The 20,390-nt window shown below is 63.8% G+C and carries 14 protein-coding genes and 4 pseudogenes; 1 reads left to right on the forward strand and 17 read right to left on the reverse strand.

Annotated features, from left to right (window positions below):
• Positions 1-129 precede the first annotated feature (129 nt).
• Genes QCE64_RS18200 through coxB form a run of 7 tightly spaced genes read right to left on the reverse strand, consistent with a single transcriptional unit; the run spans position 130 to position 6,533 of the window.
• The gene (locus QCE64_RS18200; protein WP_309839520.1) at positions 130-1,404 is read right to left on the reverse strand and encodes a cytochrome c; all 1,275 of its coding nucleotides are present in this window, start codon (positions 1,402-1,404) and stop codon (positions 130-132) included.
• 2 nt (positions 1,405-1,406) lie between these two features.
• Complete coding sequence (locus tag QCE64_RS18205; protein WP_309839522.1) at positions 1,407-1,769, reverse strand: c-type cytochrome; 363 nt, start codon at positions 1,767-1,769, stop codon at positions 1,407-1,409.
• A gap of 4 nt (positions 1,770-1,773) precedes the next feature.
• Entirely contained in the window at positions 1,774-2,706 is a 933-nt protein-coding gene (locus tag QCE64_RS18210) for a cytochrome c oxidase assembly protein (RefSeq protein WP_309839524.1), read from the reverse strand.
• Positions 2,685-3,020, reverse strand: a complete 336-nt coding sequence (locus QCE64_RS18215) for a hypothetical protein (protein WP_310005274.1) — start codon at positions 3,018-3,020, stop codon at positions 2,685-2,687. The genes QCE64_RS18210 and QCE64_RS18215 overlap by 22 nt, the downstream gene beginning before the upstream one ends.
• Positions 3,017-3,661, reverse strand: coding sequence for a cytochrome c oxidase subunit 3 (locus tag QCE64_RS18220; RefSeq protein ID WP_309839527.1), 645 nt, complete (start codon positions 3,659-3,661; stop codon positions 3,017-3,019). The genes QCE64_RS18215 and QCE64_RS18220 overlap by 4 nt, the downstream gene beginning before the upstream one ends.
• On the reverse strand, positions 3,658-5,580 hold the full coding sequence (gene ctaD / locus QCE64_RS18225; protein WP_310005276.1) for a cytochrome c oxidase subunit I: 1,923 nt from the start codon (positions 5,578-5,580) through the stop codon (positions 3,658-3,660). Before ctaD ends, QCE64_RS18220 begins: the two co-directional genes overlap by 4 nt.
• On the reverse strand, positions 5,577-6,533 hold the full coding sequence (gene coxB, locus QCE64_RS18230) for a cytochrome c oxidase subunit II (protein WP_310005278.1): 957 nt from the start codon (positions 6,531-6,533) through the stop codon (positions 5,577-5,579). The genes ctaD and coxB overlap by 4 nt, the downstream gene beginning before the upstream one ends.
• Positions 6,534-6,738: 205 nt before the next feature.
• On the opposite strand from coxB, the gene QCE64_RS18235 reads away from it, so the two are divergent.
• A complete protein-coding gene (locus tag QCE64_RS18235; RefSeq protein ID WP_310005280.1) occupies positions 6,739-9,057 on the forward strand; it encodes an FdhF/YdeP family oxidoreductase in 2,319 nt (772 codons plus the stop codon).
• 6 nt (positions 9,058-9,063) lie between these two features.
• On the opposite strand, the pseudogene QCE64_RS18240 reads toward QCE64_RS18235, so the two are convergent.
• The 10 genes and pseudogenes from QCE64_RS18240 to QCE64_RS18285 form a co-directional block, all read right to left on the reverse strand.
• A pseudogene (locus tag QCE64_RS18240) lies at positions 9,064-9,601 on the reverse strand (hemerythrin domain-containing protein).
• 139 nt (positions 9,602-9,740) lie between these two features.
• Positions 9,741-10,910: pseudogene (locus QCE64_RS18245) on the reverse strand (zinc-dependent alcohol dehydrogenase).
• A 465-nt stretch (positions 10,911-11,375) separates the two neighbouring features.
• Positions 11,376-12,326, reverse strand: a pseudogene (locus QCE64_RS18250) (UDP-glucuronic acid decarboxylase family protein); the annotation flags it as partial.
• 27 nt (positions 12,327-12,353) lie between these two features.
• Positions 12,354-13,313 (reverse strand): glycosyltransferase family 4 protein, encoded by a 960-nt coding sequence (locus QCE64_RS18255; protein ID WP_310005282.1) that lies wholly within the window; start codon positions 13,311-13,313, stop codon positions 12,354-12,356.
• A complete protein-coding gene (locus QCE64_RS18260) occupies positions 13,300-14,361 on the reverse strand; it encodes a glycosyltransferase family 9 protein (RefSeq protein ID WP_310005284.1) in 1,062 nt (353 codons plus the stop codon). Before QCE64_RS18260 ends, QCE64_RS18255 begins: the two co-directional genes overlap by 14 nt.
• Complete coding sequence (locus QCE64_RS18265; protein WP_310005806.1) at positions 14,358-15,374, reverse strand: glycosyltransferase family A protein; 1,017 nt, start codon at positions 15,372-15,374, stop codon at positions 14,358-14,360. Before QCE64_RS18265 ends, QCE64_RS18260 begins: the two co-directional genes overlap by 4 nt.
• Before the next feature lie 32 nt (positions 15,375-15,406).
• On the reverse strand, positions 15,407-17,152 hold the full coding sequence (locus tag QCE64_RS18270) for a carbamoyltransferase C-terminal domain-containing protein (protein ID WP_310005286.1): 1,746 nt from the start codon (positions 17,150-17,152) through the stop codon (positions 15,407-15,409).
• 2 nt (positions 17,153-17,154) lie between these two features.
• Positions 17,155-18,309 (reverse strand): glycosyltransferase family 9 protein, encoded by a 1,155-nt coding sequence (locus tag QCE64_RS18275; protein ID WP_310005288.1) that lies wholly within the window; start codon positions 18,307-18,309, stop codon positions 17,155-17,157.
• Positions 18,306-18,893 (reverse strand): annotated as a pseudogene (locus QCE64_RS18280) (D-glycero-alpha-D-manno-heptose-1,7-bisphosphate 7-phosphatase). The gene QCE64_RS18275 and the pseudogene QCE64_RS18280 overlap by 4 nt, the downstream one beginning before the upstream one ends.
• Entirely contained in the window at positions 18,890-20,161 is a 1,272-nt protein-coding gene (locus QCE64_RS18285) for a glycosyltransferase family 1 protein (RefSeq protein WP_310005290.1), read from the reverse strand. The pseudogene QCE64_RS18280 and the gene QCE64_RS18285 overlap by 4 nt, the downstream one beginning before the upstream one ends.
• Positions 20,162-20,390: the final 229 nt, after the last annotated feature.

The following is a 20,390-nucleotide window of genomic DNA, read 5'->3' on the forward strand; positions in this document are numbered from 1 at the left end:
CTGCGCCGGTAAGTGAAGCGGCGCGACGTGACGGACCGCGCGCGATCCAAGCCCGGTGAGACGTACGAGGGCACTCGCTATAGCCGGACCACGAGACCACTTCTGTGTCGCGGCCGGCACGGAGAGCTGTCACTTATGCAGATTGCTGCGCATCGACGCGACATCGTTGGTCGTGATCGGACGCGCATCGTTGCCCCACGACGCGCGCAAGTAGGTCAGCACTTGCGCGATCTGGACATCGGTGAGGCGTCCGGCGAAGGGCGGCATCGCTTGACGCGGCGGGCCGTGTATCGTCGCCGGACTGTTGCCGCCTTCGACCAAGAGCCGTATGAGCGAAGTCGTGTCCTCGGTGATGACGGACGGATTGCCGGCAAGCGCCGGAAACGCGTTCGGCACCCCCTTGCCGTCATCGCGATGGCACTGCGCGCAGAAGCCCGCATACACGGCCGCGCCCTGTGCAGGCGGAAAGTCGGGCGCGCGGGTCTTCAGGCGGCCGGGCTGCGCAAGCGCGGGATCGAAGACGCCGTCGGCGGCGCCCGTCGCGGGCAGCGTCTTCAGATAGACGGCAATGGCGCGCACGTCGTCATCGGTCAGATATTGCAGGCTGTCCTCGATCGTTTCGACCATGCTTCCGTACGCCACGATGCCCGCGCCGTGACCGGTCTTCATGAACGCGGCGAGGTCTTCGACCGTGACGCGGTCCAGCCCCGAGCCCGGATCCGCGCGCAGGTTCGGCGCGAACCAGTTGTCGTTGATGCCGCCGGAAAGAAACGTCTTCGATGATTCGTCATAACCGCGCTCTTGATAGGCGATGCCACGCGGCGTGTGACACGAGCCGCAATGCCCGAGGGACTGCACGAGATACGCGCCGCGATTCCACGCCGCATCGCGGTCCGCGTGCGGCTCGAACGGCTGCTTCGGCGCGAACGCCATCCGCCATAGTCGCAAGGCCCAGCGCTGATTGAACGGAAACGGCACCTTCGTTTCAGGTGGCCGATGATCCACGGACGGCACACCGTGCATCATGTAGGCGTAAAGGGCATGCATGTCTTCGTCGGAGATCTTGACGAAGGCGGGATAGGGCATCGCCGGATACAGACCTTTGCCATCGCGCCGCACGCCTTCGCGCAACGCCTTTGCGAAGTCCTCGAAGCTGTACCCACCGATGCCCGTTTCACGGTCCGGTGTGATGTTGCTACTGACGATGGTCCCGAAGGGCGACGTCATCTCGAGTCCACCCGCATACGGCGCGCCGTTCGATGGCGCCGTATGGCAGCCCGCGCAGTCCGCGGCTTTCGCAAGATACGCGCCGCGAGCAAGCAGTTCGGGCGAGGGCGCTGCGTCGTCCGCCATGACAGTGAGAGGCCACAGGAGCAGGATGAGGAGGAAGCGGGAAACGTTCATCGTCATTGGTGATACAGATAAGCGGCGATGTCGCGCGCGTCGATCTCGCTCACGCCGAGGTCGGGCATCGCACTGCCCGGCACGAGGCGTTGCGGGAAGCGAATCCACGTCTGCAGGTTCTCCGGCGTATTCGGCAACTTGCCCGCTACGTAAGCGCGCTCGCCGATGTTCTGCAGCGTCGGTCCGACCTTGCCGATTGCGCCCGGCACGCCGTCGATTCGGTGACACGCGCCGCAGCCATAGCGCTGAATCGCCTCGAGTCCGCGCTGCGGATTGCCGCCGGTGATCGAATCGGATGACGGCGGCTTGTCATTGCAAGCAGCGAGCGCGACGATCAGCAACAGCGCGACCGGAACCTGGCGCATGCTGTCATCCCTCGCGGGAGATGCGCTCGCCCAAGCGCGGCGGCGGGCGTCGCATCAGCCAGCGCGCGCCGACGAGCAAGCCGCCCATCAGATAGGCGAGCCCGCCCGGCACCCACATCACGAGGCCGCCGAGTTGCTGATCCTGCAACGGATCGAAGCCGAGCGCGCGCGTCGTCTCGATGCACGACGGATACCAGACGCCCGGCGCCAAAGTAAGCAGTGCGCCGAGCGCGCCGGTGTGAACCATCGTCGTGAAGAGGGAAAGCATCGCGTGCGCGTTCGACGCGCCTTGCGTCTCCGATGCGCGGCCGAACACGGTCCACCAGAAGAGCAATGCGCTCGCGAGAAAGCTCGCATGCTGCAGCGTGTGGATGCCGGGGCGCGCGAGCGCCGCTTCGAAGAAGCGCGGCGCATGCCAGATCCAAAGCGCGGCGGCGTGCAGCGTCCACGCGACGAGTGGCAATGTGAGCCAGCGCCACGGCAGTCTTATCCAGCGCGAGCGCGTCGCCGCGCCGATGCGAATTCTTGCATCCGCCGGGAACGCCCACAGCCACACGGCGAGCGGCCGACCGATGACGAGCAGCGGCGCCGCGACGAGCATGAAGAGTTCGTGCTGGAGCATGTGCGCGGAGAACAGCCATTCGCTCAGCGCGTGCAGCGGCGACACGAGCGCGGCCACGAGCGTGAGCCAGCCCCCGATGAACGCAAAGAGCCTTGTCGCGCGCTCGCGGCGGCCTTGCGCACCGCGCTTGCGCAGCCTCACATATCCGACGAGATAAAGCATCACACTCACTGTCAGCACGATGACGACCCACGGCTCGAACGTCCATGCGAGCGGCGACGCCTCCGCCGTGTCGGCGAGGACATGCGCGTGAGCATCGGCACACGCGAGGAGGGCGCAGAGCGGCGCGAGTTTCAACACGCGGACAGAAGCCATTGCGGTATCGATATGGCGATGACGGACAAGATCGACAGCACGCCCACGCCTGCCGCCACCGCGGCGAGGAACGCGGGGCGCGCGGGGCGAGCGGCGGTATCGGGCGTCGGCAGGGCGAGCGCACGCCGCGCGTCGCGCCAGCGCTGCCAGGCGAGCAGCGTCGCGGCCACGCACACGATCACGCTCGCGCCGCTCACGCCGTGCAGCAACGCCTGCCCTCCGAGCCGACATGCGGGCGTCACCAGCGCGTAGTTCACGCTGAGGCAGCCGAGCACGATCGATGGAGCGCCGAGCAGCGCGAGCCAGGTTTTCATAGCCGCGCCGCCCAGTAGATCACGCCATAGATCGGCAGCCAGCTCAACACGACGAAGTACCAATAGAGCGCGTTCTCGCTGACATCGACGAAGCGCTTGCCTTCGAACGGCCCGGTGAAGAGAAGCACGGTGAGCACGGCCGTATCGACGGTATCGGTGATGAGGTGAGTCGTGTGCAGCCCGAGCAGCAGCCAGACGACCGATCCATACGCGTTCGTGTACCAGCTCACGTTCAGCGACGCGAATTCGAGTCCGCGTATCGCCAGAAACGCCAGCGACGCGATGAGGCAGACCGTCAGCCAGAGCGCGGCCTTGCTGCGATCGCCGCGTTCTGCGGCGTTCTTTGCCAGCTGGTTGGGCCAGAGGCTCGCGATCAGCACCACCGTGTTCAGCGTGCCCCACAGCAAGCGCGGCGCGTCGGCGGCCATTGGCCAGGCCGGCGCGCGCGTGCGCAGATAGAAGTACATCATCACCGCGATGGCGAACACCGTGCCTTCGATCAGCATCAGGCCGGCCGTGCTCCACCACATCAGGCTGCGATGACTGAAGGCGAAGGTGGGCAGGGCTCGTACGTCGAGCACGAGCTGGCCAGTGCCGTTCTCCTCGGGGCGCGATGTGGCCGTGCGTGTTTCGGCGCTCATGGCTGGCGCTCCCGGGCGACGGCGAGCCGGTTCTCCGCGCGATTCGGCCAGAACCACCCGATCATCGCGACCGCAACGGGGAGCGATGCCCATACGATCGCCCACGGCGTATAGATCGAACCGATGAAAAGTACGGTCGTCGCCACGGCGCTCACGAACGGCCACACGGATGGCTTCGGAAACAGCGGACGGTAATCGGGCTGCGCATCGAGAACGCTCGTGACCAGCACCTCGCGTGCGTCGGCGGCGAGCCCCGCGACGAAGACGGGCTGCGCGGAAGGCTCCCACAGCGGATCGCGGCCGTGCACGACCGGTATTGCATCGAAGTTATGCGGCGGCGGCGGTGACGGCACGCTCCATTCGAGCGTGCCCGCGCCCCATGGATCCGCAGGAGCGCGTTCGTCGCTGCGCACACTCTTCATGACATTGACGATGAAGAGCAGCACGGAGAGCGCGATCATGTACGCACCGATCGTCGCGGTGAAATTCATGCCGTCCCAGCCGAGCCCGTGCGGATAGGTCCATACGCGTCGCGGCATGCCTTCGAGCCCGAGCAGATGCATCGGAAAGAAGGTCACGTTGAAGCCGATGAAGAAGAGCCAGAACTGCCACTTGCCGAGACGCTCGTCGAGCATGCGTCCCGCGAACTTGGGGAACCAGTAGAACAACGCGCCGAAGAGCGGAAATACGCCCCCGCCGAACAGCACGTAATGCAAATGCGCGACGACGAAGTAAGTGTCGTGAACCTGCAAATCGAGCGGCACGGACGCGACCATGATGCCGGTCATGCCGCCCATCACGAGGATGAAGAAGAACGCGAGCACGAAGAGCAGCGGCACGCGCAGATTCAGCTTGCCGGTCCAGAGCGTGCCGATCCAGCAGAAGATCTGGATCGCCGACGGAATCGCGATCATCAGACTGGCGGCGGTGAAGAAGCTCTTGCCGAGCTCGGGGATGTTCGTCGCGAACATGTGATGCACCCACAGCCCGAACGCGAGGAACGCGGTGGCGATCAGCGACAGCACCATCGCCGGATAGCCGAACACCGGACGGCGCGCGAAGGTCGGGATGATCGACGAAATGAAGCCGAGCGGCGGGATGAAGACCAGATACACCTCCGGATGACCGAAGAACCAGAAGAGGTGTTGCCATAGCAAGACATCGCCGCCTTTTGCCGGGTTATAGAAATGCGTGCCGACGAGCCGGTCAAGAATCAGCGCGGTGCTGCACAGCATCACAGCGGGCATCGCGAAGATCACCATGAACTGTGTGACGAGCGTAGCCCAGACGAACAGCGGCATGCGGTTGAGCGACATGCCGGGCGCGCGCATCTTGAAGATCGTCGTGATGAGCACGACCGCTTCGAGCAAGCCGGACAGTTCGGTGAAGGTGATCATCTGCGCCCAGATATCCGCGCCCTTGTTGGGCGAGTAGTCGGGCCCGGCGAGCGGCACGTAGCTGAACCAGCCGGCGTTGGGCGCGGTGTTTACGGCGAGCGCGCCGAACAACAGGAATCCACCGAACAGGAACACCCAATATGCATAGGCGTTCATGCGCGGAAACGCGATGCTCCGGGCGCCGATCATGAGCGGCACGAGATAGGCGGCGACCGCCTGCATCACCGGCACGGCGAAGAGGAACATCATCGTGGTGCCGTGCATCGTGAAGAGCTCGTTGTAGAGGTTCGGTCCGATCAGGCGCTGATCCGGACGCGCGAGCTGCGTGCGCATAATGAGCGCGAGCAATCCGGCGAGCAGAAAGAACACGAACGTCGCGACGATGAAACGCCGTGCGATCGTCTTGTGATTGTTAGCGCTCAACATGCCTATGAAGCCGGGCGAATCGCTCCAGGTTCTCGCGAGCGCGTCGCGCGCTTCGGGCGCTGCGCGCGGACCGTCCGTCAGTCGCGTATCGCTCATTTCAAGGTCTCCATCCACGTGAGCAGCGCCTGCAGGTCGTCGGGCGGCAGGCGTGTGGGTGGCATCACCGTGCCCGGCTTGAGCGTGCGAGGATCGACGATCCAGCCAGCGAGATTGCCGCGATTGTTCGCGAGCGTGCCGGCGGCGAGGAATTGGCGGCTCGCGACGTGCGTCAGGTCCGGACCGATGGTTCCCTGCGCGGGCGTGCCCCGAACGCTATGGCAGCGCGCGCAATCCTGGGTCAAGAACACGTCGCGGCCGCGCGCGGCGAGACTGTCCGACGCTTCCGCCGCCGGCGCGCGCTGCCGTGCGGCCCATGCTTCGTATTGCGCGGGCGGCTCGGCGGTGACGGAGAAGGCCATCAGCGCGTGTTCGTAGCCGCAGAATTCTGCGCACTGACCGCGATAGACGCCCGGCTGGTCCGCGCGAAACTCGATGGTCGCGTCGCGTCCCGGGATCATGTCCTTCTTGCCGTGCAGGTTCGGCACCCAGAACGTGTGGATGACATCGGCAGCTTTTAGCGCGACGACGACCGGGCGACCCACGGGAACATGAAGTTCGTTGGCGAGCGTGAAGCCGGGCGCACCGCCGTCGGACAGATAGCGCGCCTGCCACCACCACTGATAGCCCGTCATTTCGATGCGCAGCGCATGGTCGACCGGCATACGGGACAACGCACGGTCGGTGAGGACGTCAGCGAGTACGAGTCCAAACAGAAGGAGGACTGAAAGCCCGGTCGCCGCAGTCATCCAAAAGCGCGTGCGCGGTTGCGGCCGATTCACCGTGGATGCGTCCGCTGGCGTCGCGCGGGTGGCGCGCGGGGCGCGCACCATCGCGATCAGACAGGCCAGCAGGATCGCCGCGAAGACGATGCAGCAGACTGCCAGTGTCAGATGCCAGAGATCGAGGATGCGGCTGGCCTGGATGCCGGCGGGGATCAGGGCGCTTTGCATGGTACGTCGGCCATTGTCCTAAGGGGGTGCGCGGCGTCGGAAATGGACAGAAACCCGACAGCCACGCTCGACCAAGCAATCGTTGTTCCAACGGAAATTCGCGAATATCGTGCACAAGCGGGTCGCTTTGCCGAAGGCCCTCGAAAGGGAACGCCATTTGCTCGCGCGTGATGCAAACACATCGAACACGTGGGAGGCAAAGAACATGGCCCAATCAGACAACGGCGTTCGCAAGAGCGCCGCATACCCGTATTCGTCGGGTGGATGGGGATCGCTGAAAGCGGTTGCGGGCGCGCTCGTCCAGGAAAAGGTGCCGCTGAAGGACAGCACGGTCCTGCTCAAGCAGAATAAGCCCGATGGCTTCGCCTGCGTGAGCTGCTCTTGGGCCAAGCCGGCGGACCCGCATACCTTCGAGTTCTGCGAGAGCGGCGCGAAGGCGACCGCGTGGGACCTGACCGCGAAGCGCATGACGCCGCAGTTCTTCGAGCTGCACACGGTGACGGAGCTATGCGCATGGCACGACCACGATCTCGAAGACGCGGGGCGTCTCACCGCGCCGCTGCGCTACGACGCCGCCACCGACAAGTACGTGAGCGTCACCTGGGACGAAGCATTCGAGGACATCGGTCGCGAGTTGCGGGCGCTCGATCCGAAGCGCGTGTCGTTCTATGCATCGGGAAGGGCATCGCTCGAAACGTCGTATATGTACCAACTTTTCGCGCGCATGTACGGCACCAACAATCTGCCCGACAGCTCGAACATGTGTCACGAAAGCACGAGCGTCGGGTTGAAGGCCGCGATCGGCGTGGGCGTCGGCACGATCAGGCTCGAGGACTTCGAGAAGACCGATCTCATGTTCTTTTTCGGGCAGAACGTCGGGACCAATAGTCCGCGCATGCTGCATCAGCTCCAAGACGCAAGAAAGCGCGGTGTGCCGATCATTACATTTAACCCTTTGCGCGAGCCGGGGCTCATCAAGTTCGCCAATCCACAATCGCCGCTCGAGATGATGACACCGGCGCATACGGTGATCAGCACGCAATATCATCAGGTGAAGACCGGCGGCGACACGGCCGCGATCCTCGGCATGTGCAAGGCCGTCGTTCACGCCGACGACCGCGCGAAGGAATTCGTCGAGCCCCGCGTGCTCGATGTCGAGTTCATCGAAACGCATACGGTGGGCTTCGAAGCATTCGCGGATTACGTGCGCGCCGCGTCGTGGGACGATATCGAACGTGTGGCGGGTTTGCCGCGTGCCGATCTCGAAGCCGCCGCCGCCGAGTACATGCGCGCGAACGCGGTGATGGCGCATTACGGCATGGGCATCACGCAACACAGGCAGGGCGTGCAGAACGTGCGCATGCTATGCAATCTGCTCTTTCTGCGCGGCAACATCGGCAAGCCGGGCGCGGGGCCCTCGCCCGTTCGCGGGCATTCGAACGTGCAAGGACAGCGCACGGTCGGCATCACCGAGAAGCCGGAGCTCGCGCCGCTCGACAAGCTCGCGAGCCAGTTCAACTTCGAGCCGCCACGCGAGAAAGGCATGAATATCGTCGAGACCTTCGAAGCAATGCTCGATGGCAAGGTGAGCGCGGTCGTCAATCTCGGCGGCAATCTCGTGCGATCGGTGCCGGACCGTCTGCGCATTGAACCAGCGTGGCGCAATCTGAAGCTTACGGTCAATGTCGCGACGAAGCTCAATCGCAGTCACCTCGTGCACGGCGAGAAGTCCTACATTCTGCCATGCCTGAGCCGCATTGAGATCGATACGCAGGCAAGCGGCGCCCAGGCGGTGTCGATGGAAGACAGCACGGGCTGCATTCACGGCTCGCGCGGCGTGGCCGAGCCCGCATCGGCCGATGCGCGCTCGGAGCCCCATATCGTCGCCGAGTTGGCAAAACATACGCTCCGCGAGCGTTCGACCGTCGACTGGGAACGCTGGCGCGACGACTATGCGCTCGTACGCGATGAGATCGCGAAAACGCATCCGGAGACCTTTCATGACTTCAATGCGCGCATGTGGACCCCTGGCGGCTTCCCGCGCGATCTGCCCGCGCGCGAGCGCAAGTGGAAGACGAAGAGCGGCAAGGCGGAGTTCTTCGTGCCCGAGACCATCGGTGAAGATCCGGACATTCCCGAGCGCGAGCCGCAATCGCTGCGGCTCATGACGCTGCGCAGCGACAGCCAGTTCAACACGACGATCTACAGCCACGACGATCGCTTTCGCGGCATCAGCGGCGGCCGCATGGTGATCCTCATGTGCGAGGCGGACATGACGCGCCACGGTCTTAAAAAAAATGATCGCGTGACTTTGCGAACGATCGCCGACGACGGCTTCGAGCGGCGCGTCGTGGGCCTGCGCATCGAGCCGTACGACATACCGCAGGGATGCATTGCCGGCTATTACCCCGAGTGCAATCCGTTGATGCCGCTATGGCACTACGCGAAGGACAGCAAGGTGCCCGGCGCGAAGTCCATCCCGGTTCATATCGTCGAGGTGAACGGCACGCCGCGCGAGCCTTGAGCGCCGTTACGCGCGATATCCGCGGCGCGCGGAAGCAGGCCTCAGACAGTGCGCGAGCGCGAGCACGCCGATGGAAATCAACGTGAACGACGCGAGCGGAAACGTGCCCACGGTATTCGCCGCGATCGCGCCGGGCCGGCGTTGCGCGACGAGCTGCATACGCCGCTTCGTCATGCGCATGCCGAGCTCGGATAGACGAGAGGCGAGCGCGCGCTCGGCGGTGGGCAGCAACACCGTTTCCTCATCCGCGACGTGATGCATCACTTCACGCATGAGCTGCATGAAGCGCGCATCGTAGGCAGCGTCGTAACATCGCGCGCAGCTTGGCGATATCTTCGCGCATCTTGTCGTGCTCGGGCTTACTCTTCGTGAGGCGTTCGTCTCCGGCCATCGCCTCGCCAAGCGCGGGATAGAAGATCTCTTCTTCGAGTTGCGCATGTATTTCCAGCGCCGTGCAGGCGAGCTCGACGATGGCGCGCTTTCTCCACCACGACATTTCGGCGTGGTAGCGATGAAAAACCGCCATCACATGGGTGTGATCCATGCGGATCATCGTCGTGATGGAAGGGGAGCAGGATAGCATGTCCACTGTGACTCCTCAGCCGCATGGCGGGGCTGCTGTGATAATGGGGACTTTCGAGTTAGCGATCGGCTTTCCGTGAACATGGTGGGCTGCGCCGCCGTCAGGGCTTAAGGACTACCTTGATGCAGCCATCTTCCTTGTCGCGGAACGTTTTGTACATCGAGGGACCGTCCTCCAGACGCATGCGGTGCGTGATGACAAACGAAGGATCGATCTGTCCTTCCTGAATACGGCGCAGCAAATCGTCGGTCCAGCGATTGACGTGCGTCTGACCCATGCGCCAAGTGAGGCCCTTGTTCATCGCGGCGCCGAACGGTATCTTGTCGATCAGTCCGCCATACACGCCCGGCACCGACAGCGTGCCAGCCGGACGACAGACGTAAATCATTTCGCGAAGCACGTGCGGCCGGTCGGTCTCCAACATGACCGCCCGCTTGGCGCGATCGTATAGGGCGTCGAACGAGCGCGTCGCGTGCGATTCCATGCCCACAGCGTCAATTCATTTCTCCGGACCTTTGCCCTGCGTCAGGTCTCGCAGGCGATCGACCACACTTTCTTCCTTGAAGTCGATCGAGATTGCGCCGGCCGCGCGCGCCATGGCCAGACGCTCGGGCACGTGATCGATCACGATGACTTGTTTCGCGCCGAGCAGCAGGGCACTGCGTACCGCCATTTGTCCGACGGGACCGGCGCCCCAGATCGCGACGGTATCGGTCGGCTCGATTTCGCATTGCACCTCCGCCTGCCACCCCGTCGGGAAGATGTCGCCGAGAAACAGCGCCTGCTCGTCGCTCAACCCGTCCGGGATTTTCACATGCGTCTTGTCCGCGAAAGGCACGCGCACGTATTCGGCCTGCCCGCCGGGATAGCCGCCGGTCAAATGCGTGTGGCCAAACAAGCCCGCCGTAGCGTGGCCAAACAGCTTATCGGCAGCGTCCTTGTTTCGATTGGAGCGCTCGCAGACCGAGAAATTGCCCCGTTTGCATTGGTCGCACTCGCCGCAGATGATCGTGAACGGCACGACCACACGGTCGCCGATCTTGAGCGCGGAATTGTCGCGGCCTACCTCGACCACCTCGCCCATAAATTCGTGACCCATGACGTCGCCCGATTTCATGCCGGGCATGAAGTCATCGAACAGATGAAGATCGGAGCCGCAGATGGCGCAGGTCGAAACCTTGATGATCGCGTCGCGGCCATGCTCGATGCGCGGGTCGGGAACCGTGTCGTATCGAATGTCCTTCTTGCCGTGCCAGATGAGTGCTTTCATGGACGCCTCGTGCGGTGTTGCTGCAATAAGTGGTGCGCGCTCGTGAGCCTAGGCTTCGTTGTCGGACTTGCCCGGTCTGCCGCTTCGGCTCGCGGGCTCGACGTCCGGATCGACATGATCGTGTTCGGGGACGTCCGGGCCTTCCTCCGGATGATACTTGCCCTTCGGCACAAGGCTCGAGTCCATGTTCCCGTGCTCGCGCTGCTCGATGGGGCCGTCGCGCTTTTCCTTGACATCGCCTCCGCCAAGCACCTTTCGGCGTTCGTCCGCACGCTCGACGGGATCAGATGGTTCGTTTTGCATCGCTGGGTCCTTCAAAACTGTTGAGGTTGATTGCCGACGATTCGAGCAATCGATATGCCTCGCGCGTCGTGCATCCGCGATTTGGGAGACATGGACACCTTCCGACCGGGTGCTGGGCGCCTGCGCCATGGCCTGAGGGGACTGAGCGTTGCGCACTTGCAGGGCTTCGATCACCCGGCGAAAATGCTGCGCGGTGCGCATCAGGCCTTGGTCGAGCGGCGTGGAGGGCGACCAGCCGAGCGCATCGCGCGCGAGCGAGATATCCGGCTGACGATGCCACGGATCGTCCAACGGCAAGGGCTTGAACACGATCTCCGACGACGACCCCGTCAGTTCGATGATCCGCCGCGCGATATCGAGCATCGAAAGCTCGTGCGGATTGCCGAGATTCATCGGGCCGGTCAGTTCGTCGGGCGTATTCATGAGACGGATGAACGCATCGACCATATCGTCGACATAGCAGAACGAGCGCGTTTGCGTGCCTTCGCCGTACACGGTGATGGGCTGGCTGGAAAGCGCCTGCATCATGAAGTTCGATATCACGCGCCCATCCGACGGATGCATGCGCGGCCCATACGTGTTGAAGATGCGCGCGATCTTGATTGAAAGCCCATGCTGCCGCCGATAATCCATGAAGAGCGTTTCGGCGCAACGCTTGCCTTCGTCGTAGCACGAGCGCGGACCGATCGGATTCACGTTGCCCCAGTACGCTTCCTGCTGCGGATGCACGTTGGCGTCGCCATAGACTTCGCTCGTCGATGCCTGAAAGATGCGCGCGTGAACGCGCTTCGCGAGGCCGAGCATGTTGATCGCACCGTGCACGCTCGTCTTCGTCGTCTGCACGGGATCGTGCTGATAGTGAATCGGCGAAGCAGGGCACGCGAGGTTATAGATTTCGTCCACTTCCACATAGAGCGGAAAGGTAACGTCGTGCCGCATCAGTTCGAAGTTCGGGCTGTCCAGAAGATGCGCGATGTTGTCCTTCGTGCCGGTATAGAAATTATCGACGCATAACACGTCATGGCCCCGTTCCAGCAGCCGCTCGCACAGATGCGAGCCGAGAAAGCCTGCGCCACCCGTCACCAGAATCCGCTTTCTATACGCTTCTCTCATGTCGTTCTGTCCTGTCGGAATTATTCGCTAGCTGCACACGTAACGCAGCGCCTCGTCCCAGTCGTGAGCGAAGCGGGCGATGTGAAAGCGTTCGAGCGCGGTCCGCCGCGCGCCTTCGCCGAGCCGCCGCGCTTCGGCGGGATCGCGCAGAAGATGCTGCATCGCGTCGATGAGCGCCTGCACATTCGTATCGATGTAGCCGCTCTCGCCGTTGCGGATCACGGTGGAAAGCTCGGTGGTCGCAAGCCCGACGATCGGCATGCCGATGGTCATCGCCTCGACGATCGCGAGGCCGAGGCTCGTCCAGCGAATCGGATTGAAGAAGAAGCGATAACGCGCTACAAATGCCGCCAGGTCCGGATTGCCGATTTCGCCGATGCCGCCCGCCGACTGCGCATCCATGCCGACGAGATCGAGCGGCACGCGCGCGGCCGCTTGCGTGTAGACATCGTTGCCGAGCCTTCTGCCGCGCTGGCGGAGATGATTGATCACTGCGATGCCGCGTTCAATCTCGCCGCTGTAGCGCACGTCCTTCGGCACGACGACACCATGCTCGATGACGCGCGTGGGCGTCTCGCCGCTGTCCCACATCAGCCGGTTGAAGTGCGTGACGTGCACGAGCAGCGTGTGGCGTTCCTGCACCCAATGCTTCTGCCCGAAGGGATTCTCCTGCGGCGGATCATGCTCGATATAGACGCACGGCAGGCGGCGTTGCGCATCGGTCAGAAGATTGAGGCGGTCGTCGTCCCATTGATGCTTGTGCTGAAACAGGACGACATCGAAGCTCTGCGACGGCACTTCGCTCGCGGGCACTTCATGCACGTTCGAGCCGAACGGCAAAGCGCCGGCCGTGCCCGCATAGCCCGGCGGATAACCGGGACGCGTGACGAGAAAGAAATCGTGCGGCGCCTGGCTCAGGTAATACAGGTAATTGCCGTGGATATGCCACGTGAGCACACGCAAGCGCCGGGAACTAGTCGTGGGCATGAACAGGCGTCTCCTCTCGAACGGTTTCCTGAAGCTGTCCGAAGGCCGCATCGAGCACGGATTGCACGCTGATATTGAACGCGCATTCGTGGCTGTAAGGGCATTCGCGGAACGCGCACGGGCGGCACGCGGGCCAGTCCGCGAGCACGCGATGCCGTGCGTGATCGAGCGGCGCCCAACGGCGCGTATCGCTGCCCGATGCGATCACGACACTCCGCGTGCGCATCGCGGCGGCGACGTGCGAAAGGCCCGTGTCGTTGCACACGACGAGCCTCGCTTTCGCGACGAGCGCGGCGAGCGCGCCGAGCGATGTGCGTCCGGCGAGATCGATGGCATGCGCGCCCGCATCGCCTGCAATGCGCGCGGTGAGCGGCGCTTCGCTCGCGCTATCGGTGACGGCGATCTGCCAGCCCGCTTGCGACAGCGCGCGCGCTACTTCGCCGAAGCGCTCGACGGGCCATCGGCGTGAGGGTAACAGCGCGCCGGGATGCACGAGCACGAGCTTGTCGCAATCGAGCGCGCAGGCGTGGATGAGCGCATTGCATTCGTGCCTGTCGTCTTGTGTCAGCGGAATCTCGAGATCGAGGTCATGCACGTCGATGCCAAGACGCTGCATCAGCGCGGCGTATCGCGCGGGCTCGGGCAAATCGTCGGGCCACGGCATGAAGACGCCTTCGCGCATGCGCTCGCCGTGCTTGAGAAAGCCCGCGTTCAGACGCGCGCCCATGCCTTCGACGATATCGTTCGCCACGCCGCCGCTGCCATGCAACTGAATCGCGAGATCGAGGCGGCGCTCGCGCAACGCATGAAGAAACGCGGGCAGATGCGCGTTCGTTTCTTCATGCTCGGAAAAGCCGATAGCGCCCGGAAAAACGATCAGTTCATCGACGAGATGCGCGTATCGCTCGACGAAACGCTGCGCCCACGGCAAGCCGATCAGCGCGATATGCGCGCGCGGATTCGCACGCCGCAGCGCGCGCAACGCGGGCACGGCGCAGAGCATGTCGCCGATTTGCAGCGCGCGAAAGATCACGATGCGTTCGATCATAGGAAGAGCACCCTGAACTTGAACGCGCCGTGTATGCGCCAGTAGATCGACAGCGTCGGAATGATCGTCGATGTCCACAGCATTTCCGCGATATGCGCGGGCGCGCGCGATGTCGTCTTCAGGCGTTGCATGCTGAACCACAGCGTCATCGCGGCCCATGCGAGTGCTGCGATTGCGGCAACGCGCGGCGCGCCCGCGAACATCGACACGATCGCCGCGACGAGCGCCGCGAGCATCGCATAGTAAAGAAGCGGCGGACTGCGCCGGATGCGCTCGCGAAAGAGCGCGCGATGCTTCTTGTAGAGCAGCGCATCGAACTGGCTCTTCTTCTGCTGCGCGATGCTCACGCCCCAGCGCGCGGGGCGCACGGGATGCAGCACCATCGCGTCTTCGGCGCGGGCAATCGACAGTCCCGCGCGCATCAACGCGAATTGCAGATCGGAGTCTTCGCGCCATGCGGACGTGAATTGCGCATCGAAGCCGCCCGCGCGTTCGAGCGCGGCGCGTGTCGCGAATGCGTTCGCGGTGGCGAACTCCGCGTGCGCGAGTCCGGCGGCATCGACTTCGTAATCGGTCGGACGCTTCGGCAACGGCACCACGATGCGCCCTGATACCGCGTCCGCGCCTTCATCGAGCGCGCGCATGCCGTTCGCGAGCCATTGCGGATCGGGAATGGTGTCGTCGTCGGTGAAGGCGATGCGTCGTGCCAGCGATGCGCGCCAGCCCGCATTGCGCGCGCCCGCCGGGCCTTGTGTGCCCGTCACCGGCACGTAGCGGATGTTCGGCCCATGCTGCGCGTGCGATGCGGCGAGACGTTGCACGCATGCCCTGGTGGCATCGTCGGGGCCGTCGTCGCATACGATGATTTCATAGCGCGCCGGATCGTAGGCTTGCGCTGCGATCGCGCTCACGCAACGTTCGAGCATCGCGGGGCGGCGATACGTCGGCACGATCACGGACACGTCGGGAATGAAATCGCCGCGCGCGAAAGCGGACGCATCCGTCGCGCTCATCTCGCCGTTTACGAAGAGGCCGGTATAGGTGCTCATGTGCGCGCCCCCGGCTTTTCGACGAGAAACGAACCGATCACGAGCGCATCGAGCGGCGACGTCCAAAACGATTCGAGCGCATCGCGCGGCGTGTTGACCATCGGCTCGCCGCGCGTATTGAACGACGTGTTGACGAGCACCGGCACGCCCGTACGCGCCTTGAACGCGGCCAGCAGATCGTAGTAAGGCGCGTGCTGCGCGCGATTGACGGTCTGCACGCGCGCGGTGCCGTCGATATGCGTGACCGCCGGAATGAGCGCCTTCATCTCGGGACGCACATCGAACACGAAGAGCATGAACGGCGCGACGCGCGCATCGACGAACCAGTCGGCCGCGTGCTCTTCCATCACGACGGGCGCGACAGGACGAAAGTCCTCGCGATCCTTGATCTCGTTCGTACGCGCCTGCATGTCCGCATGAATCGGCGATGCGAGGATCGAGCGCGCGCCGAGCGCACGCGGCCCGAATTCGGTGCGCCCCTGATACCAGCCGATCACGCGGTTCTGCGCGAAAATGTCCACGGTTTCATCCGCGATATTCGTGAGCCTGCGATACGGCGCGCGCGTCCATTTGAGAAACGCTTCGATCTCTTCGTCGCCGAACTCGGGGCCGAGATACGCGTGATTCATTTGCCACTTGCGGCTGCGATCGCCCGCCTTCGCGCGCTCGCGATAGTCCGTCCACAACGCGGCGCCGAGCGCGGTGCCGGCGTCGCCCGCGGCGGGCTGCACCCACACTTCTTCGAATGGTCCGCGATCGCGCAGCCGCGCGTTCATCACGCAACTGAGCGCGACGCCGCCGGCCATCGCGAGATTCGCAAGACCCGTCTTTTCATGCAGCCATCTCGCGAGTTCCAGCGCGGTTTCTTCGAGCACCACTTGCAGCGAATGCGCGATATCGAAGTGATGCTGCGTGAGTGGGCCGCCGCGCTCGCGCGCGGGACCGAAGCGTTCGACGAGACGCGGCGCCTCCACGGTATAGCTGCCATCGTGGCGATACTTCACGACCTCGCGAAATTGATGGACATAGGCGGGCTTGCCGAACGATGCGAGCGCCATGACCTTGTACTCATCCGACGAATGCAGAAAGCCGAGATAACCCGTCACGGCTTCATAGAGCAGGCCGAGCGAATGCGGCAATTCCACTTGCTTCAACCGCTGATACTCGCCGTTCACGAATTGCCCGAGACTCGTCGTGACGCCTTCGCCGCGACCGTCCATCGTGAGCACGGCGGTATCGTCGAAGGGCGCGGCGAGAAACGCGCTCGCTTCATGACACAGATGATGATCGACGTTGTGCCATGTGAAGCGCGGCGCGCGCCCGCCGCTCGCGAAGCGTTTCCTCAGATGATGCGGCGCGCCGTCGATCAACTGCCCCTTCGCATTGACGATATAGCTCAGAAACAGCGGGTCCCACGGCGATTCCGACGGATTGCTGATCGCCTGTTCAGAGGGCGTCATCGGCAGCGCGATGGTCGCCTTCGCGTCCTTCAGCATGCCGGAGAAAAGATGCGGATCGTATGAATACGCGATGTAGTCGATGTCGGCCAATTCGATGCCCGCTTCCTTCAGGCAATAGTCGATGGCGTCGAAGGGAAGCTGCCATGTCGAGAACGGCACGGGACGCTTCGCATGCTTGACGTGCGTGAAGCGCTCGTCCTCGGCCGCCGCGATGACGACGCCATCCTTGACGAGCGCGGCCGCGCTGTCGTGATAAACCGCATTGATTCCCAATGTGTACATGACTAACTGGCCTTTATGGTTGTGTCGATCAGTTCCATGACGGCATCGATGACTTCTTCCACGCCGACGCCCGCGAGACACGCGTGATGCCCTTCGGGGCACACGCTGCGATAGCACCAGCGGCACGGCACGTCGTGATAAAGAACGCGATGCGGCGTTTGCCACGGCATGTGCTGCGGATTCGTGAGCGCGTAGAGATCGACGACAGGCGTGTTCAGCGCCGATGCAAGATGCACCGGTCCGCTGTTGTTCGACACGAGCCCGCGCGCGCGTTCGATGAGCGCCGCGAGTTCGCCGAGTTCGAGCGCGCCCGACAGATCGTGTGCATGCGGACTCGCGCCGCATGCCGCGCGGCACGGCGCGCTCTCGCTTCGCGAGCCGGTCACGAGCATCGGCCATTGCAGATGCGTACCGAGACGTTCGATCAATTGCGCGAAGCGCTCGACCGGATATCGACGCGACTCGGCGCTCGCCCCCGGATGCACGACGATGAACGGTGCGTCAGGATCGACGCCGCGTTCATGCAGCTTTTGCGAGAGCGATGCCACGTCCTCAGAACGCACGTTGAAGCGCATGCGCGTATCCGTCGTGCGCGCGCCGACTCGTCCAACGAGCGCGAGCTGCCGCTCGACTTCATGACGCGTACCGTGCTGCGGCTCGGTTTCCTGTGCCCAGTCGGTCAGCAAACCATAGGGATTCTCGCGGCAATGCGCGAGCCGCAGCGGTATGCCCGCGAGATGGCACAGCATCGCGGCGGGCAGCGGATTCTGGCTATAGACGCTGAAGATCACGGCGGCATCGAAGTGCGATGCGGCGAGGCGCGCGCGCATCGCGAGATCGGCGAGTGCGTCGATCGGCGCATCCTGCTTGACCCACGGCGCGTCGTATTCGATCACGTCATCGATAGAATCGATGAAGGGCGCCGTTGCCTTGCCCGCGCGCGATGCGAGCAAGGTGAGATGCCGGCCCGGCTGCGCCGAGCGCAACGCGTGCAGCGCGGGCGTGGTCATCAGCACGTCGCCGAGATTGTCGAGACGGATGCAGAGAATGCGCTTCACGTCCGCGCCCCAGTCGCGCGCTGTGCTCGCCGCGCTCTTGCGCGCATGCGCCTCGACGACCGGCGGCAGCGCCGATGGATTCACCGGATCGCGTTTCATGCGGGACACTCCGCGTTGATGATCGCAATCGCCGCGTCATGCATGCTCTTGACAACAATGTCCGGCGCGCGTCCAGCGCCTGCCAGCCATTCGGTCTCGTTGCCGTTGTCGATGAGCACGCTGCGGCATCCTGCGCGGTGGCCCGCTTCGACGTCGTCGAGAATGTCGCCGATGAACCAGCTTCGAGACAGATCGATGCCATGCTCATGCGCCGCGCGCAACAGCATCCCCGGCGCGGGCTTGCGGCAATCGCATGGGCGCGTGTACTCGGGCACGATGCCTTGCGGATGATGCGGGCACCAGTACACATCCGCGAACGTCGCCCCTGCTTCCGCGGCGAGTTCATGCAGACGCGCTTCGACCGCATCGAGCGCATGCGGCGCGAACTTGCCGAGCGCCACGCCGCTTTGATTGCTGACGATGAAAAGCGGCACGTCGAACTATGCGAACAGGCGCAAAGCATCTAGCGCGCCGGGCGCGAGACGCATCTGATGCAGATCGACATTCCAGGGCACATCATCGAGCAGCGTGCCGTCCTTGTCGATGAAGACGGCGGCGCGCGACGTCGGTGTTACGTCCGTCATCGCGATCCTCCGCTTATCGCTGCGCGTGCTGCGTCCTGCAACTGCGGGCCGCTCACGCGCTCATAGACCTGCGCGAGCGCCTGCGCGACGCTCGACCACGTGAACATCGCTTGCGCGCGCATAAGTCCCGCCGCGCCCATGCGTCGTGCGAGCGCGCTATCGCGCTTCAGCGTGGCGATCGCGTGCGCGAGCGCGGCCGGATGCTTCGGCGGCACGAGTAGACCCGTTTCGCCGTGCGCGACCGAATAGCGGATGCCGCCCACATCCGCGCCGATGACGGGCGTGCCGCACGCCATCGCTTCGAGCGGCGTGATGCCGAAGGGCTCGTACCACGGCGTGGTCACGAACACATCGGCGGCGTTATAGAAGAGCTTCAGATCGTTTCGCCCATGACGTCCCGCGAAATGCACGTGCTCCTCGATACCGCATTCGCGCGCGATGCCACGCAGCCTGCCAATCTCGGGCGTCGCGATCTCATTGGCTTCGTCGGAGTTGCCGCCGACCACATAAAGCTCGGCGCTTTCGCGATGTTCCCCGTGGCACAAGCCGAGCGCGCGCACGACATTGTCGATGCCCTTTCTCGGCACCATACGCCCCAATTGAAGCACGATGAAGCGATCCTGCGGCCAGCCGAGCATCTCTCTGGCGCGCGCCTTGTCGAGCGGATGAAACTCCGCGCGATCGAAGCCGCACGGCACGAGATCGATGCGCGCGGGATCGGCCTCGTAGAGATTGATGAGATCGTTCCGGTCCTGCGGACACTCCGCGATCACCGAGTCGGAACGCTGCACGAGCTCGTCTTCGATATCGAAGCGCGCATCGGGAAAGCCGTCCGATTCTCCCTGATGTAAGCGCCGCACTCGCCCGAGCGCATGAAACGTCGTAACGAGCGGCACGCCGAGCGCGTCCTTGATGCGCAGGCCCACGAGTCCCGACATGAAGAAGTTCGCGTGCACGATGTCATGTGGCACGGCTTCGTGCTTCATGTACTCGATCATGAAGCGCGCGAACGCATCCATGTGCGGCAGAAGCTGCTCCTTCGGCAGTTGCACGGGAGGCCCGGCCGGTACGTTTATCACACGGATGGTGTCGAAGCGCGAGACGAGCGGCAATAAGGAACGATCGCAGCGCGTGAAGACATCGACATCGTGACGCATGCCCACGAGCTGACGCGCGACATTCGCGACGTAGATGTTCTGCCCGCCGCTATCTACGCCGCCCGCGATGGCTAGCGGCGACGCGTGTTCACTGATCAATGCGATTTTCACGAAAGGCTCCCCGAACGGTACGGCGAAGAACTCTAATCTTCAAGGGGACAGCATTCGTCGTGCCGCTCGTTTCGTTCCTTTGGCGAAGTGAGAAACGAAGTGCGGTTCGCTACAAAGCGAACCAAATTTTAGGCGCACATCCACTCCTTTCTCGTGATGAATGTTCTCGGGAGTCGCCTCGAATTTCTGCTCGTCATCCCTGCGGACGTTGCGGATGAATACGACATGG

Origin of the sequence: Caballeronia sp. LZ043 (assembly GCF_031451075.1) — a bacterium.
Classification (GTDB): Bacteria; Pseudomonadota; Gammaproteobacteria; order Burkholderiales; family Burkholderiaceae; genus Caballeronia.

What these genes read in the sequence shown, in the direction of transcription:
- QCE64_RS18200 (WP_309839520.1), bottom strand. Translation starts at nt 1,404, where the DNA reads ATGAACGTTTCCCGCTTCCTCCTCATCCTGCTCCTGTGGCCTCTCACT.
- QCE64_RS18205 (WP_309839522.1), bottom strand. Translation starts at nt 1,769, where the DNA reads ATGCGCCAGGTTCCGGTCGCGCTGTTGCTGATCGTCGCGCTCGCTGCT.
- QCE64_RS18210 (WP_309839524.1), bottom strand. Translation starts at nt 2,706, where the DNA reads ATGGCTTCTGTCCGCGTGTTGAAACTCGCGCCGCTCTGCGCCCTCCTC.
- QCE64_RS18215 (WP_310005274.1), bottom strand. Translation starts at nt 3,020, where the DNA reads ATGAAAACCTGGCTCGCGCTGCTCGGCGCTCCATCGATCGTGCTCGGC.
- QCE64_RS18220 (WP_309839527.1), bottom strand. Translation starts at nt 3,661, where the DNA reads ATGAGCGCCGAAACACGCACGGCCACATCGCGCCCCGAGGAGAACGGC.
- ctaD (WP_310005276.1), bottom strand. Translation starts at nt 5,580, where the DNA reads ATGAGCGATACGCGACTGACGGACGGTCCGCGCGCAGCGCCCGAAGCG.
- coxB (WP_310005278.1), bottom strand. Translation starts at nt 6,533, where the DNA reads ATGCAAAGCGCCCTGATCCCCGCCGGCATCCAGGCCAGCCGCATCCTC.
- QCE64_RS18235 (WP_310005280.1), top strand. Translation starts at nt 6,739, where the DNA reads ATGGCCCAATCAGACAACGGCGTTCGCAAGAGCGCCGCATACCCGTAT.
- QCE64_RS18255 (WP_310005282.1), bottom strand. Translation starts at nt 13,313, where the DNA reads ATGCCCACGACTAGTTCCCGGCGCTTGCGTGTGCTCACGTGGCATATC.
- QCE64_RS18260 (WP_310005284.1), bottom strand. Translation starts at nt 14,361, where the DNA reads ATGATCGAACGCATCGTGATCTTTCGCGCGCTGCAAATCGGCGACATG.
- QCE64_RS18265 (WP_310005806.1), bottom strand. Translation starts at nt 15,374, where the DNA reads ATGAGCGCGACGGATGCGTCCGCTTTCGCGCGCGGCGATTTCATTCCC.
- QCE64_RS18270 (WP_310005286.1), bottom strand. Translation starts at nt 17,152, where the DNA reads ATGTACACATTGGGAATCAATGCGGTTTATCACGACAGCGCGGCCGCG.
- QCE64_RS18275 (WP_310005288.1), bottom strand. Translation starts at nt 18,309, where the DNA reads ATGAAACGCGATCCGGTGAATCCATCGGCGCTGCCGCCGGTCGTCGAG.